Genomic DNA, 17774 nt, shown 5'->3' with positions numbered 1-17774 from the left:
ATAATTGGATCTGTTGTAAAACAAAATTACAAAGCTAATATTGCTGAAAAAAAAGCAAAACGACAAGAAAAATTACAATACATGCTATTAGAAAATATAAATAATTCATCAGATTCAGAATCCGAAGAAGAATCAGAACAAGAATTTGAACAAAACAAAGAAAATAGTTTGTATACTGATTTTGAAAAAAAAATAACATTAAAAGAAGAAGCAATAAAAAAGAGAGAACTTTTATTACGAAACATGAAATTAGATGCAAAATTTCAAAAGCAAGAACAACAATTAAAAGAATTGAGTATTCAAAATAATTCAGTCGATGATATTCTTACAAAAGAATTAGCAAACACATTATCTACTGTTCCTATGACTTTTGCTACTTTAAATAAGGGTAATCCTATTTCTCAAGATGTAATAAATGCTGCTAATTTAATGTCTATAAGTCCATCTTCAAAACCTGTTGCTGATAAACAAGAAAACCAAAAACCTCTTATTTCTATGTAATATCATATACATTAATGAAACAAATAATAAAATCAGATATAGTTTAAAGGAGGATTACTTATGCATTTTGATCCTATCGAAGACTTGTTTAATGATTTAGGTTCACAGTTTCAGTCTTTTGGAAATGATACTGAAACTTTCTTTAATAATTTTGGTGATAATATAAGTTCAGAATTTGAAGTATTTACAAAAGATTTAAATACTAATTTTCAATCTTTTAGCAATGATGCAAGTAATGTCTTTAATGATCTAGGTAAGGAGTTTCAATCTCTGGGTAATGAAATTACTGAAGGTTTTCAAATTGTTAGTAATGATGTAGAATTTTTTTTAATGATCTAGGTAAGGAGTTTCAATCTCTGAGTAATGAAATTAGTGAAGGTTTTCAAACATTTGTTCATAATTTTGAAACCGCCTTTAAAGATTTTGGTAATAATATAAAAACTTTTTTTAATAATATTGGTAATAATATTGAATCATTTTATAACGGTATTACTTCATTTTTTTTTAGGAATTGAAAATTTAATTAAAATTATGCCCTATGCAATTGGTGGAGTAATTGGATCAGTTATAGCATTTAAGATTTATAAAGCAAGAAAGTCAATGTTAAAAAATGAAAGAATAAGAAAAATATATAAAATTTGTAAAAATCAAGAACTAAATAATGATATTAAAAATGTTAATTTTGATAAATTAAAACCAGTAGTAAATAATACAAAACTTACAACAAGTAAATCAAAAAAGTTTACTAAAAAAATTTTAGTAAAATAAAAAATAAAATGCACCATATTGATTTTATAATCTAATTACGGTGCATTTTTCATTTTAAAATATAAATTTTACTTAACTTCACTAAAGTAGTCATCCATTTTAAAATAATCAATACTATGATCAAAAGTTGATGAATAAATGATTTTAAAATTTAAAGAAATGCGATGTTCTTTATTTAATTCATCAACTTTATTATTTAATTTCTTTTGATATTTCTAATATTACGATCAGTTTCTCTTCTAATATTAAATACAAAAAAACATTTAATTTTGTCAAAAGAAATTTCATGTTTTTTATCAATATTATGTTGAAAACAAATAAAGGTATCAGTAAATTTTTTTGATAAATCATTAATAATGTCTTCATGAAAATGTTTTTGAATTTTAAATTCAATGAATAAAAATTCATTTCTTTTATTATAAGTGATAGCATCAATTGATTTAATACCACGTGAATGACTACAACATAAAAGTTTAAGATTATCACCATCAATTGCATATTCTTCAGAATCTGAAGAATATGTTTTAGAAGCAGTACTATAAGATAACAAACGAAAAGTTTTTTTATTTTTTTTATAAATAAATATTAAATTATTTTTTAATGTCTCATTTAAATTCATATTCGTCTAACTCCCTATATGGATAACTTAAAGCTTCATTAATGTGATCTAAACTATTCTCTTCAATTATACAAGAATCAAAATTTTTATCTTTGTTAATAAAATTATATTTAAAATTTAAGTTTTTAAAGTCACGACTTGCTAGTGAAGTTATTGTTTCAAGAATATATGGACTATGTGTTGAAATAATTAATTTAAAATTAATTATTTTAGCAATATTTAATAATAGTTTAGTAAATAAATATTGTCATTCTGGATGAATATAGGCTTCGGGTTCATCAATAATTACTAAGTTACCTTCTTTAAAAAAGTGGATGGGTTACAATTTATTGGACACTAATTATGTAGACAAGTAAACAAATTTGTTAAAAGAAAGGAACTATAATTATGGCCAATATTAACTCATATACCGATGAATTTAAAAAACAAATAGTAGCTTTATATCAAAGTGGCAAATCAGTATCTTGCCTTGCTAAAGAATATAATGTTACAAGAGCAGCTACTTACAATTGAATTAAGCAATTTAGTAATTCAGGAAGTTTTAAAACTAAAGATAATCTTTCTTTTGAAGAAAATGAATTAATTAAATTAAGAAAAGAATTAAAGCAATTACGAATGGAAAATGATATTTTAAAGCAAGCAGCACTAATAATAGGCAGAAAATAGAAATTATTGTCAAAAATAAAGCTAAATATAAAATTCGCACAATGTGTCGTTTTTTAAAAATATCTAAATCAACATATTATTTTAATTTAAAGAAAAAAGAAAATAAAATCAAAAATAATATTTATGATGAAGCTGTTATTAGTGCTTTTAAAGAAAATAAAGAAGTTTATGGTACTAGAAAATTAAAAAAAATTCTAGAAAACCAAGAAATTTATTTATCGCGCAGAAAAATTAAAAAAATTATGAATGAACATAATTTAATATCAAAATATACTAAATTATCATTCAAAAATCATAATAACAAAGTTAACGATAGTCAAATAACTAATCTTGTTAATAGAAAATTTAAGAATAGGATTAAAAATGAAGTTATTGTTAGTGATTTAACTTATGTACAAGTTAATGGTAGGTGAAACTATATTTGCCTATTAATAGACCTATTTAACCGCGAAATTATCGGACATAGTGTTGGAGTTAAAAAAGATGCATCATTAGTACATCAAGCATTTATGCAATCAAATCGCTGTTTAAAAGATATTCAAATATTTCATAGTGATCGCGGTAATGAATTTAACAATAAAATTATTGATAAACTTTTACTAGCATTCAACATTAACCGTTCTTTAAGTAAAAAAGGTTGTCCTTATGATAATGCTGTTGCTGAAGCAACTTTTAAAACTTTTAAAACCGAATTTATTAATGATAAAAATTTTACATCATTAATCCAATTAAAATTAGAATTATTTGATTACATCAATTGATATAACAATATAAGAATTCACAGCACTTTAAACTACTTAACTCCAGTTAAATATCAACAACAAATGTCTACCAAAAAATAGTCCTAAAAAGTGTTGCCATTCCAAAAGTCACTTTTAACCATTTCTTTAAATGATTCAATAATTTTTAATCCACGTGAGGAGTTAGCAAGTTTAATAGTAATACCATTCTTAGTTAAACTACCATTTTCAAAGTTAATTTTATTTTCATTACCAAAATAGTTTTCAAGTTCTTGATTAATTTTTTGTTTAATTAATACTAATTTCAAATTACTATACTGTTCAATATTTTTTTGAATATTAATTTTATTTTTAAAATCATCTAAGTAGTGACACTTTTTAAATTTGAAAATGTTATTTAATGATAATTTTAATTTTTCACTCTCTAACATATATGATGATTGTTTTTTACTAAGACTTTCTTCAATCATTAAATTTAAAATTTGGTCAGTATCACTAATATAAGTAGCATCAATTATTGGGTTTTCAATAATATTTTCTAAGTAATTAAACTCATGTTCTAAAGAAAATTTATTTTTTTCATTAATATTAATTGTTAAACTTTTGTTATTGTCTAAACTAAGTTTTAAATAACTATCTTTATTATTATATTTTTTATTTCTTAAGTTTTCACCATGAAAGTTTTCACGAAGAATATTAGCCATTAAATATGAAATGATATCAGTATCTTTATTATTAAATAATTCTAAGGTTTGTAAAATATCATTATTAATAATATTAATTGTATATTTAATAATTTTAATTTTGTAACTATCTTCTTTATTAGTATCTAATTCAATTCTTTGTAATGTTTTGGTAATTAAATCATCATTTATTTTTAGCAATTGATGATAGTCTGTTAATAAATTAATTCAAAAATTATTAAATTTTTCAATTTTATAATTAAAATTTGTTATTCATTTTTGCATAAATGTTTTATTATTTAAATTAATATTATTATAAATAGATTCAATTTCTTTAAATAAAGCACTTTCTTTTTCACTACTATTAAAATTTGTTTCAAGAAAATTACTACCAGTATTTTCAATTTGTGTAAAAGTATCTTCAGCAAAGTTAAAAAAATTCTTAATTATTTCTGACTTAATATCACTAGTAGCAATTTTCACCATTGCAAAAACTAACCTACTTAAGTAACTTTTACCAGTATCATTAACACCAGCAATAATAGTAATATCGCCAATATTTAAAGAAGTATCATTAAAAGGACCAATATTTTTTATTTTTAATTTCATTTATATCACCTATATATCATTTTAAACTATATAAATATAATAACATTTAACATTATTGAAATGTAGAAAAATAATAATAGTAAAAAATAATAAATATAAATTATTAAATTTTAATGAATATAGTAATTGTTAATTATTTCACAATTTTCGATTGCATCTCAAAAATTGTTATTTCTTTTATTTTTTATTTTTAAACAAATATTAGTAAAAATTAATAAAGTAATTACATAAAATAAAGTTGGTACTAAAATTATACAGAAAATAACTCCAATTTGTAATTCTACTCAATTATAATAATTTCGAATATTTTGACTTATATAACATACGTATTTTGGTGAATATTCTAAAATATGATATATGCTGGTTGTAGCTAATATTTGAAATCCATTTCTTTCTATATTTTCAAACTTTAACGTTGTTTGATTACGCATATGAGAATGATAATCACAAAAATCTATGAGAATTAAACCAGAAATTATAAGTAAAATAGTTAAAATAAATAATAATATTGTTATTATTTGTATTTTTTTCATTTATTTTTACTCCCTTAAAACTATATGATAAAGAAAATTAATCTATATTTTGAAAAATAAAAATATTTTTATTTATACAACGTAACAATATTAACAAATTTAATTAACTTTACAATAATTTTTATCTATTTTTATAAATAATACGGAAACTATTTGCTATTATTTTGCAGTTATTTTTATTAAAATATTAATTTTTAAGAAAAGTTTTAGTAGTAGTTATGCAATTGATAACTTTTTTCTTTTTTTGCTATCATTTTTTTCTGTATTTTCTAATTTACGCTTTTCTTTGTTAACTTCTTCTTTTGTTAATCATTCTTTTACTTTATTAAAATCTGTTTTCTTTTCTTCTGATCAATTTGTATCATCTTCATCTAATATTGCATCTAGGTATATCTTAAAAATTGCTTTTTCATTATCAGATAAATTTTGATCAGTTTGATATTTTTTGAAATTATGGATAGCAGTTACTCGTTGTTCTAAAACATCTTTTTGTAATTCATTAAAATTAGGACAATTTGGAAGTTTTTTAATAGATGTTATAATTTTTGAATCAACATATGATAAATCATCTAACATACTATCTACTTCTTCTTTTATCTCATTATCAAAAAGATAATTTTTATTTTTAAAAGGATTACTATCTATTTTGTTAATATCAGTTAATACATTATTAACCAAATAATTAGTAACTTCTTTTAAGTTATATTTAATAGCTAAAGTTCATCAAGTTAATCCTTCTCTAGTTATATAATTATTATAATTACATTCATTTGTTATTAAAAAATCAATAATCATCATTTCAATTTGATTTTGATTTCTTGGTAATTGATGTAATCAATCAAGTATCATATCTTCAAATTTAAAAGGTTTTTCATTATTTTTATTTTTAATATCAAAATTAATTTCTAAATCACCATTTTCATTTTTTAATAGTAGTGTTCTTATAATTTTTTTATTATTACTTCTAATTGCTCTATGTAATATAGTGTTATTAAACTTTTCAATAGGTGTATTAATATCAAAATATTTGCAATTTTCTATTATTTCTAACATATCAAAATTGTTGTTTAGGATTGCTATTTCATAAGGTATATTACCATTATCATCTATTTGATAAAAATTAGTTTTTTTAGTGATAGCAAAATTAATTCTAAAATCAGTTTTATTACCTTCTTTAGCAATAATATGTAAAAGATTTTGTTTTTTATTATTAACACTATTAATATTAAAATGAGAATTATTTTGAAAATCATTAACTAATTCACGAATTTCTTCATTTGTCGGGTATGTATCAGCTTTATTAATTTCTTGTATTAATAATTTGCAAAATGGAGTTTCATTTTGCAAATTTACTAAATTGGGATTAACTTGTGAATTATTAATTAGTTGCTTTCCTATATTTTTAAACTCTCCTCCAAGTTTTCAGTCTACAATATATTGTTTCATAATTGCTAAATGTAAGGGTGAATTTCCTTCAATATCTTGTTGATTTAAAAAATTTTTATCATTTTTTTTAAAATTTATTAATCAATTAATAAGTTTTATTTTATTAGTTGTAAATTCTATTAATTCACTTGAAGTTTCTCAACCTTCCTCATGTGGATCATAGTTATATTCATCTTCTATTTCTGCTCCTTCATCTAAATCTAATAAAAAACTATTATGAAGGGCATTTCTATTGTTATTATCTAAACTAATAATTTCCTCATCACTAATGTTTGGATTATTTATAAAATCTTCAATAATAGAAAATTGAATTCTTTTCTTTTGAAATTGATCAATAAGGTAATTTAATGTTAGCATACTTTTATTTGTTCCTATCTATAATATAAAATTCCTGTTACTTTATTAAAAGTAACAGGAATACAAAAACTTTCTTTAGTTTTACATTTATTTGTATCATAACTTTAAAAAAACCAATACATTTTTCTTAAAATTAAAATTTAGTTTACAATCAGCGTTTATTAACCTTTATATATATCATTTTTAATAATTGACTAGCAATGAAATAAACAATAACAACACCCGCTAAATAACCATAAAAAATTAAAGGAATTGGTGTTAAACCAATAGTAGCTCCTAATTGTGTATATGGAATACTAATGCCAATAATAGTAATTATAATTGTTGTTAAAAATAGCTGATGAGATGGCATACTTTGAATAAAAGGTACCTTAGAAGTTCGTAATAATTGTACAATTAATGTTTGTGAAGTAACTCCTAAAATAAATCATCCAGTATGAAATAATGATTGTTGATATATGCCAGCAGCACTATTAGGATCTACATTAGCAAAATTGGCAAAGATATGTAAACCATATCCTAAAAATAAAAAGGTGGTTATATCAAATATTGAACTTAGCGGTCCATTCCAGAATGCAAAAGGTAAAATGCTTTTTGCATTTCATTTTTGTGGTTTTTTAATAAAGTCTTCATCAACCCTATCTCAAGGAATTGCTAATTGAGAAATATCATATAATAAATTTTGTAGTAAAATTTGAATTGCCATCATTGGTAAAAAAGGTAACCAAATTGAAGCAATTAAAATACTTAATGAATTACCAAAATTAGAAGAAATAGTAATTTTAATATATTTTAAAATATTACCAAAAGTATTTCTACCGCTGATCACTCCTTGCTCTAAAACATCTAAATCTTTTTCTAATAAAATAATATCAGATGCTTCTTTGGCAATATCAGTAGCACTATTAACAGATATTCCAACATCAGCGTGATGCAAAGCAACAGCATCATTAATACCATCACCTAAAAAGCCAACAGTGTGACCATTTAACTTTAAAATGTCAATAATTCTTGATTTTTGTAATGGATCCATTTTCGCAAAAATAGTAGTTTTATTTACTAATGCTTGTAAATGTTGATCATCCATATCTTCAATGTCACTACCTAATAAAGGAATTCCTGGCTCTAATCCCACCTTTTTACAAATTGCTTTAGTAACAATTTCATTATCACCAGTCAAAATTTTAACATCAATTCCGTGTTGATTAAGAGTTGTTATTGCTTTAATAGCACTAGGTTTAGGTACATCTAAAAAACCTATATATCCTAATAAAACTAAATTAGATTCATCTTCTATTTTAAAAACTGTTTTGTCACTAGCAAAATCTTGATAGCCAATTGCAATTACTCGTAAACCATCATTATTTAATTCCGTACTTAATTTTAAAACATTTTCTTTAATTTTATCAGTTAAGGTAATTACTTTCCCCCCAATTTCAACTTTAGTACAAATTTTTAATATTTCTTCTACTGCTCCTTTGCAAATTAAAGTATTATTAATTTTATCTTTTGAAACTACTATTGACATTCGTCTTTTTATAAAATCAAAAGGTATTTCATCAATTTTACGATAGGGCATTTCAACTATTTTATTATGATGAGCTTTAATGTGTTGGACAATTGTTTTATCAATATTATTTTTTAATCCAGTTTGTAAAGAACTATTTAAATATGCCATTTCTAAAACTTTGTTTGATTCAACACCTTCTGGATCTAAGTGTTTAACTAACTCAATTCTATCCTCAGTTAAAGTACCGGTTTTATCAGTGCATAAAACATCCATTGCACCAAAACTTTGAATACTAGTTAAATTTTTAACAATTACTTTTTTATGTGATAATCTAATTGCACCTTTTGCTAAGTTAGCGCTAACAATCATTGGCAGCATTTCGGGGGTAATACCAACAGCAACTGATATTGAAAATATTAACGCTGTTAAAATATTATTTTTAGTAATTACATTAACAATAAATATTAATGGTACCATTACACACATAAAACCAATAAGAATGTAGGTAACTTTTTTAATACCTTTACTAAAACTAGTAACAGGACGTTTACTAGTTACTGCACTAGCAATTGATCCAAAATAAGTATTAACACCTGATGCAATAACAATAGCAATAGCACCGCCCGAAACAATACTAGTACCCATAAAACATATGTTTTCTAATTCTAGGATACTACTTTTTTTATTATCATCTTTAGTATTAATAGCATGTTTTTCAACAGGAAATGTTTCACCAGTTAGTGCTGATTGATTAATAAATAGATCGGTTGAAACTAAAATTCGAACATCAGCAGGAATCATATCACCAGAAGATAAGAAAATAATATCACCTGGTACTAAATTTTCAATTAATACTTCTTTTGTAAAATTGGCAACACTATTTAAAGCATTAAAATCAATTTTTTTATTTTTATTACTAAATCGAAAAACACTGGCTGTTGTTTCAATTAATTGTCGTAATTTTTCTGAAGATTTATAGGAACGATAATCTTGAAAGTAAGATATAAAAACACTCAAAATAATCATTACTAAAACAATAATAGCACTGTACAAATCAACATTTTTATCAGTATTAGTATCAATAATACTGTAACTAATAAAATTATAGATAACTATTATCATTAAAACAATAATAAAAGGATTAAAAATATTGTGCATTAATTTTTTGTATCAAACAAATCGTTTATGAGAAAAAACATTTTTACCATATTTTTTAAGTCTGTCTTCTACTTCTTCCTTTTTTAATCCGTACATACTACCATCTAATTGTTGGATAACTTCTTCTTTCGATAGTTGCGAAAATTGTTTAAACATGGTTGTTGTTTTTTGTTCTATATGCTTCTTTTTAAAAAATTGCATTATCAACCAACCTTTCTTCAAACGTATAATTTAATTGTATACTAAAATCAAAAGAACTTTATTTTAGTGAATAAAGTTCTTAAAACTACCAAATATTTAAGAATAATATTCTTCTATTTTCAATAAAAAATTTGTATTATTTTTAAATACAAATTATTTATATCAAAAATAGGAGTAAACATCAATGATTTAAAAGGAGTTGAAATATAATTATAAATCTTCTAATCAATTTTCTATATTTATTAATCAAATATGATAGTATTTAGTTAAACTTGATATGAGTTTTTAACCTATTATTTTTAAATAAAAATAATAGTTTTTTATTTAGAAAAATGAAAGGAAATATAAATTAATTATTTAAAAAATAATTAATTTATAAAAGGTAGTTAAAATGACTGAAAAACAGAAAATAGAAATTAATCAACTAAATTTAGAAATTAAAAAATATCATGAATCAATATGAATTCTTATCGACAAATTTAATGAATTAAATAATCTTTATAAACAGCAAAAAATAAAAATATCAAATACTAAAAAAGAACAAGAAAAATTATATTCTAAATATAAAATAATACGTAATAAATATTTAATTGAAGATAATCCAGAATTAAGTAAAAAATGAGGACAAGAAATGAAAATTAGTGGACAAAGACATACAATGAAATGAAAAAAAGTAATGGATCAAGAAAAAAGAGCACTAAAATTAAAAGAAGAATGCCAAATTTTGGAAAAAGAAATTAATGAATTAGAAATAATACTTAACCAAAAATTAGATAAAATACCTACCATTCTTAATAATAATTTTAATCATATAAAAAATAAGGCAAATGATGAAAAAATAGATAATTTACAAAATATACAACATACAGTAAAAGAATATAAACCAAATTTACCAATTTTATTAATTTATTACACATATATCTAATTTCTTATATCTTTTATTTTTTCTGATATAGTACTTAATTGTAAACTTAATATAAGTTTTAAATTTTAACCATTACTTTAGTTTAAAAGTAAATGGTTTTTTATATTTTAAAAAGGAGATAAAAAGAAAAATGAAAATACAAAATAAAATTATACTAAGTTCAACCATTTTCGGTGAAGTTATAGGAAATATTGCTGGATGATATTCAATCCCAACAATGATTGCTGAATGATTAGATATTATGGAATATGATTTTATTGATAATTATATAAACAATGATTTTAATCAATATCGTTCTACAGTTAAAGGTGTTTTAATATGAGGTTTAATTTCAGCAGTAACAATGGCAATAACTTCAACTGTTAGTGTAAAAACTGTTGAATATGTAAAAACACTTTATGAAAATAGAAGACAAACAAATACTAGAGAAATTGATGAAACAACACCTTTACTATCACAAACACAAATAAATTCAATAAATAATAATGAAGTAGAACCACCATTAGTATTAAATCCAGCAATAAGTGCAAGTTTATAATTAATATGGAGCGGAAAAGATATGAAAAAATATTATTACTACTTGCAATAAGTAATACTTTATCAATGACCAATAGTAATTTTTCTTATAATATTAATTCAAATTTAACAAGTACACTAAAAAGTAGTGATGAAATTAATTTTTTAGCTACAGCAGATATTCATGCTGGATATCCTCAATCAGTTAGTGACAAAACAATTAGTGCCCTTGCTAAACATTTACCAGAAAATAATAATAGAGGTGTTATTATTTCTGGTGATTTAACAGGTTATGTTAAATATACAGGAAATTTATTTTCTTATAAATTAATGTTAGCATCAATCTCTAATCATCTTTTAGCAGGTTTTGGTAACCATGATTCTGATACTACTTGTAAAGTTAACCAAACTTGACTTAACCAAAATATTGTTAAACAAAATGCTATGACAGCAGCTCACTTACTCTATTATACTTCAAAAAATGAAGTTCCTGTATATTCTTGAAATTCATTAGGTATACATTTTGTTCAATGCAGTTTAGCGCCAATTAATAAAGATACTTCAGGTTGAAATTTTGGAAGAAGTGATCCTGGGCCAGCATTAACTGAATTACAAAAAGATTTAGAAATAAATGTTGGTTTGAGTAATATGCCAATTGTTTTAACTTTTCATTATGGATATGATGATTTTTCAATTGATCAAGAATGATGAAGTAAAGAACAAAGAACTGAATTTGAAAATGAAATTTTAGCAAAATATAATGTTATTTTAATGTTAACTGGACATCAACACTTTGTACCAACCAAATATGATGAAAAAATAATTGCAGTTAATGTTGGTAAAAAAACAATTTATGATGTTTTAAGTGGTACTGCACTTTTTGGTGGTTATTCTGAAATTTCTATAAATAAAACTAACAAAGAAATTACAATTAAACGTCATAACGTACAACAAAATGATGAAATTGTTATTAATAAAAAAATTAAATATTAATTAAAATTAAAAACTAAGTTTTATTAAAACTTAGTTTTTTTAAATATACAATTTTTTTATTTATTATAATTTGGTGCTTCTTTTGTTAGTTCAACATCATGAGGATGTGATTCTCTTAAACCAGCACTTGAAATTTTTACAAATTTAGAATCTTGGATTAAAGATAAAATATTTTTAGCACCAACATAACCCATGCCACTTCTAATACCACCAACTAATTGAAAAACAACATCTTGTACTTTCCCTTTAAAAGGAACACGTGCTTCAATTCCTTCTGGCACTAATTTTTTAATTCCTTTTTGAAAATAACGATCACTACTACCACGTTTCATGGCAACTAATGAACCCATACCAACATAATTTTTATATTTTTTACCATTGACAATAATTTCCTCACCTGGTGATTCTTCTGTTCCAGCTAAAATGCTACCTAACATTACACAATTGCTACCAGCAGCAATTGCTTTTACAATATCACCAGAATATTTAATACCACCATCAGCAATGACAGTTACGTTTTTATTTTTTGCTCAATTATAAACATCATTAATAGCAGTAATTTGTGGCACACCAACTCCTGCTATTATTCTAGTAGTACAAATGCTACCAGGACCAACACCAACTTTAATACAATTTGCGCCAGCTTCATAAAGTGCTTGTGCTCCAGCTGCAGTACAAATATTTCCAGCAATAATATCTAATTTTGGATAAGTTTTACGAATTACTTTAACTGTTTTTAAAATCCCTAAACTATGACCATGTGCTGAATCAACAACTAATACATCAACTTTTGCTTTAACTAATGCCTCAACTCTTGCTAAAGTGTCTTCACCAACACCAACAGCAGCACCAACTCTTAATCGTCCTTGATCATCTTTACAAGCATTTGGATAATCAATAGCTTTATCAATATCTTTTGTTGTAATTAAACCAATCAATTTATTATTTGAACCAACAATTGGTAGTTTTTCAATTTTATTTTTTAACATAACTTGTTTTGCTTGTTCGATTGTTGTTGTTTTATCACCAACAATTAAATTTTTGGTAGTCATAATATTTTTAACTAATGCATTATCATTATCAAGATATTTTAAATCACGATTAGTAACAATTCCAATTAGTTGATTTTCTTCATTTACAACAGGCAATCCAGAAATTCGATAAGTACTCATAATTGATTTTGCTTCACTAATTAAAGTTTGAACACCAATAGTAATTGGATCAGTAATAAAACCTGACTCATTTCTTTTCACTTTTTGTACTTCTAAAGCTTGTTCAGCAATTGATAAATTTTTATGAATAATGCCAATACCACCAACTCTTGCCATGGCAATTGCTAGATCAGATTCAGTAACTGTATCCATAGCAGCAGATAAAATTGGAATATTTAATTCAATTTTATTTGTTAATTTAGTTTTTAAAGAAACTTGATTTGGTAAAACTTCTGAATATCCTGGAACTAATAATACATCATCAAAAGTAATTCCTTCACATATTATTTTTTGATTTAAATCTTTATTCATAGTTTACTCCCATTCTATAGTACCTGGTGGCTTTGATGTAATATCATAAACTACTCTATTAACACCATCTACTTTATTAATAATCTCATTTGCAACTTCATCTAGAAATTCTCATGGTAAATGTGAACTTGTTGCTGTCATAAAGTCAATTGTATTAACACTTCTTAAACTAACAACATAATCATAAGTGCGATTATCACCCATTACGCCCACAGTTTTAACTGGTAGCAAAGTGGCAAATGCTTGTGATACTTGATTATATATATTTTTTTCTTTCAATTTGGTAATAAAAATATGATCAACTTCTTGTAAAATTAAACATTTTTCTTTTGTTACTTCTTCTATAACTCTAACTCCTAATCCAGGACCAGGGAAAGGATGACGATTAATTAATGTTTCAGGTAATCCAAGTTTTAAACCAATTTCTCTTACTTCATCTTTAAATAAGGTTTTTAATGGTTCTAACAATTTAAATTGTAAATCATCAGGTAAACCACCAACATTATGATGAGTTTTAATTGTTTTTGAACTTGCATGTTTACTTGAAGATTCAATAATATCCGGATAAATTGTTCCTTGTGCTAAAAAATCAGCCGTTTTAAATTTTCTTGCTGCTGTTGTAAATACATCAATAAATTGTTTACCAATAATTTTTCTTTTTTCTTCAGCATTTTTAACACCTTTTAAAGCAGTAAAAAAATGTTTACTTGCATCAATCATTTCAAGATTAAGTTTAAAATTTTGTTTATAAATTTCCATGACATCAATTGCTTCATTTTTTCTCAATAAACCTGTATCAACAAAAATGCAAGTTAACTGTTTACCAATTGCCTTAGAAATAATGGCAGCGGCAACTGAAGAATCAACTCCACCACTTAAACCTAAAATAACTTGTTTATCTTCGACTTTATTTTTAATTTCTGAAATTTGATTACTAATAAAATCATCTAAACTTCAATCTTTTGTACAATTTGCTATTGTAAATAAAAAATTTTCGATTATTTGCTTACCAAATTCTGAATGGGTAACTTCAGCATGAAATTGGATACCATAAATTGGTTTAGTCAAATGTGCAATTGCTGAAATTGAAGAATCAGAATGAGCTATTTGTATAAAATCTTTTGGAATTTTTGTTACATGATCAGCATGACTCATTCATACTTTTGATTGATTAGCAACTTTTTTAAATAATTTATTATTTGGTTGATCAAGATATAAAATTGATTTTCCAAATTCTTGTTCATCTGCCAATTCTACTTTCCCTTTAAAATGATTTGTTAAAAATTGCATGCCATAACAAACTCCTAAAATGGCAACTGGTAAATTAAAAATCGCTTGATCAATTTTATAAGCATTTTGTAAATAAACACTTGATGGTCCACCAGATAAAATAATTGCTTTTAAGTTGGGATATGTTTTTATTTTTTGATAACTAATATTAAAAGATAAAACTTCAGTATAAACATTTGCTTCTCTTACTCTTCTTGCTAATAATTGTGTATATTGACTTCCAAAATCTAAAATCAATACTTGTGTATTTATCATTTTTTTTCCTCCAAATATAATAGTAATTAAATCATTTTTTAACAAAAAATAAAATAGATTACAGTAATAATTATTTTATGATAGATTTTAATTTCTTTAAAATATAATTAAAAATATTGATATTAATGATAAGAGCATATGAAAAAGAGTAATCATTAATAAATGATTACTCTTAAAAGTTAAAATATAATTTAAAGAAATTAAGTTGTAACTGATCTGGCTTCATTTTCATGAATTTTAATTCGTTCTAATTCTGTTTCGGGTTCATTAAGTAAATATTTTATTGCTTCTTCTTCAGTCATTGGTATGAATTCTTGATCTAATTGATTTTGATAATCTAAATTTGATGCTAAACGCATTTTTAATTTTGGTTGATAATAAATAAAATATCAAATAACAGCAATTACAATAAACATTCAAAACATTAAGAATTCAATAATAACAGCTATTAATACTTCCCCTCTTTTATTAATCATGTCATTAATCATACCATAGTTAAAAACAACAAACTGACTAAGTAAAAATAAACCACAAGCAACAAAAACAATTCATTCTCAAATTTTAATTTTAATTTGTTTACGATAACCCATAACACACGTGGCAGCTAACACAAAAATATATACAGCAATAGTAATGTTAGTAGAAAATCCTAGTACTGTATTAAAATCAAAAGGTGCACCAATTAAATCTGGGATTATTAACATAATAATACAAGCAATAATAGTAATAATTAAATTAGCTGTACTAGCACGCATTGCAATATTTTCTTTATTTAATTTGGCTAATTTTTCGGTAATATATCCTTCTTTGGCTAATGGTTGAATCATACCACCAGAATATAAAGAATTTTGCATAGCACCATTTAATTTCAATGATAAAGTAGAAATAACTAGTACAATCATACCAGTAATACCAGCAATTCCTGATATAACATTATTTGGATTATATTCATTAGTAGCTCCAGATCAACCATTTTGGCCATTTGTACCGTCAATAGTAATGGCACCAAATACTAATACTGATACAGCTAAATAAAAAATAGTTGATAATAATAAAACTATTAAAATGCCTTTACCAAAGTTTTTAGTTGGATTTTTAACATTTTTTCCAACAACAATAAAAGTTTCAAAACCAATAAAGAAATAGAAGAAACCACTAAATGCATTATTAATTTTTGGTAAAGTTAAATTAATGTTTTTTGTTCCTTCAGCCGCTTGTGAAAATGCTAAACCTTTATTAGTTACTACCAAAATAATAGCACAAACAATTAAAAACAAAGCAGAACCTCATTTAATAATACCAGAAATATTAACAAATCAACGAAATCCCTTCATTCCAAAATACATGCAACTAGCAACAGCAGCATAAATAAAAATACCAATACTATCAATCATTAAACTCGATCATCGTTCAGGAACTCAATTAAAAATTGATAATTGATCTAAATTCACTCGAAACATAGAAATAATAGTTACAATAATTGTTGAAGGTAAAGTAATATATTAGACTTCTTGCGAGACTTATCTATTAAAATTTTCATTTTTAAAATATAATTAAAATTAAAAAAAGATAGGTAATTTATGATGTTTGATAAATTAAAAGCTATTAAAAATGCAGAACTATTAAGATTAACTGGTATAAATGAGATTGTTTTTAAAAAAATGATAGAAATTTTAAAAAAAGAAGAATTAAAAAAGTTTAAAAATGGTGGTACACCTAATAAATTAACTTTAGAAAATAGATTATTAATGACGTTAGAATATTGACGTGAATACCGAACATATTTTCATATTGCTAAAAGTTATGGAATTAGTGAAAGTAATTGTTATAGAAATATCAAGTGAATAGAAAATACTTTAATAAAACATCCTGATTTTCAGCAACTTAATGGAGCAAAATCATTGTTAAATAATAATTTTAAAGATAAAACAGCTATTATTGATGTTACTGAAAGCGCTATCCAACGCCCAAAAAAAGACAAAAGAAATATTATTCAGGAAAAAAGAAAAAACACACAATAAAAACACAAATTATAATTGAACAAGATAGTAAAAAAATTATAAGTTCTTATTTTTCTTGTGGTAAAAACCATGATTTTAAAATTTTAAAAGATTCAAAAGTTAAATTTTTATCACAAACAACTATTTTAGTGGATTTGGGATATCAAGGAATACAAAATATACATCCTAATGTTTTAATTCCAAAAAGAAAATCAAAGAAAATTCCTTTAACTAGAGAAGAAAAGAAAAATAATAAACAAATTTCAAAAATGAGAGTTGTTATAGAAAATATTTTTGCTATACTGAAAAAATTTAAAATTATTAGTGAAAAATATCGAAATAGAAGAAAAAGATTTGCTTTAAGATTTAATTTAATAGCTTCAATTTATAATTTACAACTTTTAAATTAAAAATCTTCAAAAATTTAATATTTTAAATTTTGTTATTTTAAATAATAATTTTTGTTCTATTTTAATGAAGA

16 protein-coding genes are annotated in these 17774 nt (G+C 23.5%); 8 read left to right on the top strand and 8 right to left on the bottom strand.

What is annotated here, in order from left to right; translation table 4 throughout:
• Positions 1-81: 81 nt before the first annotated feature.
• From AACL11_RS08290 to AACL11_RS08280, 3 genes are all read left to right on the top strand, one after another.
• Entirely contained in the window at positions 82-501 is a 420-nt protein-coding gene (locus AACL11_RS08290) for a hypothetical protein (protein WP_338987377.1), read from the top strand.
• Between the two features lie 60 nt (positions 502-561).
• Complete coding sequence (locus tag AACL11_RS08285; RefSeq protein WP_338987376.1) at positions 562-840, top strand: hypothetical protein; 279 nt, start codon at positions 562-564, stop codon at positions 838-840.
• A gap of 129 nt (positions 841-969) precedes the next feature.
• A complete protein-coding gene (locus AACL11_RS08280) occupies positions 970-1269 on the top strand; it encodes a hypothetical protein (RefSeq protein ID WP_338987374.1) in 300 nt (99 codons plus the stop codon).
• Positions 1270-1465: 196 nt separating this feature from the next.
• Here AACL11_RS08280 and AACL11_RS08275 read toward each other — a convergent pair whose 3' ends face one another.
• Both AACL11_RS08275 and AACL11_RS10565 read right to left on the bottom strand, forming a co-directional pair.
• A complete protein-coding gene (locus AACL11_RS08275; protein ID WP_338987372.1) occupies positions 1466-1888 on the bottom strand; it encodes a hypothetical protein in 423 nt (140 codons plus the stop codon).
• Positions 1860-2129: a hypothetical protein gene (locus AACL11_RS10565; RefSeq protein WP_422397951.1), complete on the bottom strand. Its 270-nt coding sequence runs from the start codon at positions 2127-2129 to the stop codon at positions 1860-1862. The genes AACL11_RS08275 and AACL11_RS10565 overlap by 29 nt, the downstream gene beginning before the upstream one ends.
• Positions 2130-2275: 146 nt before the next feature.
• Here AACL11_RS10565 and AACL11_RS08265 point away from each other — a divergent pair.
• Positions 2276-3396, top strand: a protein-coding gene (locus AACL11_RS08265) for an IS3 family transposase (protein WP_422397928.1) whose coding sequence is annotated in 2 segments (ribosomal slippage) — positions 2276-2519 and positions 2519-3396 — 1122 coding nt in all. Because the reading frame shifts where the segments join, the coding sequence is not laid out codon by codon here.
• 2 nt (positions 3397-3398) lie between these two features.
• Here AACL11_RS08265 and AACL11_RS08260 read toward each other — a convergent pair.
• From AACL11_RS08260 to mgtA, 3 genes are all read right to left on the bottom strand, one after another.
• Positions 3399-4586 (bottom strand): hypothetical protein, encoded by a 1188-nt coding sequence (locus AACL11_RS08260; RefSeq protein ID WP_338987369.1) that lies wholly within the window; start codon positions 4584-4586, stop codon positions 3399-3401.
• Between the two features lie 749 nt (positions 4587-5335).
• Positions 5336-6922: a hypothetical protein gene (locus AACL11_RS08255; RefSeq protein WP_338987368.1), complete on the bottom strand. Its 1587-nt coding sequence runs from the start codon at positions 6920-6922 to the stop codon at positions 5336-5338.
• Positions 6923-7067: 145 nt separating this feature from the next.
• Positions 7068-9791 (bottom strand): magnesium-translocating P-type ATPase, encoded by a 2724-nt coding sequence (mgtA, locus tag AACL11_RS08250; protein WP_338987367.1) that lies wholly within the window; start codon positions 9789-9791, stop codon positions 7068-7070.
• Between the two features lie 391 nt (positions 9792-10182).
• Here mgtA and AACL11_RS08245 point away from each other — a divergent pair, with 391 nt between their 5' ends.
• The 3 genes from AACL11_RS08245 (at position 10183) to AACL11_RS08235 (ending at position 12225) form a co-directional block, all read left to right on the top strand.
• Positions 10183-10716, top strand: a complete 534-nt coding sequence (locus AACL11_RS08245; RefSeq protein ID WP_338987365.1) for a hypothetical protein — start codon at positions 10183-10185, stop codon at positions 10714-10716.
• 130 nt (positions 10717-10846) lie between these two features.
• Positions 10847-11254: a hypothetical protein gene (locus AACL11_RS08240; RefSeq protein WP_338987363.1), complete on the top strand. Its 408-nt coding sequence runs from the start codon at positions 10847-10849 to the stop codon at positions 11252-11254.
• A gap of 5 nt (positions 11255-11259) precedes the next feature.
• Positions 11260-12225: a metallophosphoesterase gene (locus tag AACL11_RS08235; protein ID WP_338987362.1), complete on the top strand. Its 966-nt coding sequence runs from the start codon at positions 11260-11262 to the stop codon at positions 12223-12225.
• A 56-nt stretch (positions 12226-12281) separates the two neighbouring features.
• Here the strand turns inward: AACL11_RS08235 and guaB are convergent, their stop codons facing one another.
• From guaB to AACL11_RS08220, 3 genes are all read right to left on the bottom strand, one after another.
• The gene (gene guaB / locus AACL11_RS08230; protein WP_256468400.1) at positions 12282-13748 is read right to left on the bottom strand and encodes an IMP dehydrogenase; all 1467 of its coding nucleotides are present in this window, start codon (positions 13746-13748) and stop codon (positions 12282-12284) included.
• Between the two features lie 3 nt (positions 13749-13751).
• A complete protein-coding gene (gene guaA / locus AACL11_RS08225; RefSeq protein WP_338987360.1) occupies positions 13752-15293 on the bottom strand; it encodes a glutamine-hydrolyzing GMP synthase in 1542 nt (513 codons plus the stop codon).
• Positions 15294-15493: 200 nt separating this feature from the next.
• On the bottom strand, positions 15494-16744 hold the full coding sequence (locus AACL11_RS08220) for an APC family permease (protein ID WP_338987359.1): 1251 nt from the start codon (positions 16742-16744) through the stop codon (positions 15494-15496).
• Positions 16745-16873: 129 nt separating this feature from the next.
• Between AACL11_RS08220 and AACL11_RS08215 the strand changes: the two genes are divergently transcribed.
• A protein-coding gene (locus AACL11_RS08215) for an IS5 family transposase (protein WP_338986605.1) occupies positions 16874-17703 on the top strand; the annotation gives its coding sequence in 2 pieces (ribosomal slippage) (positions 16874-17270 and positions 17270-17703; 831 coding nt in all).
• The last annotated feature ends 71 nt before the right edge of the window (positions 17704-17774 follow it).

Source organism: Spiroplasma endosymbiont of Dasysyrphus albostriatus (assembly GCF_964019495.1).
Lineage (GTDB): Bacteria > Bacillota_I > Bacilli_A > Mycoplasmatales > VBWQ01 > Spiroplasma_E.
This window is presented reverse-complemented; position numbering and strand designations above follow the sequence as displayed.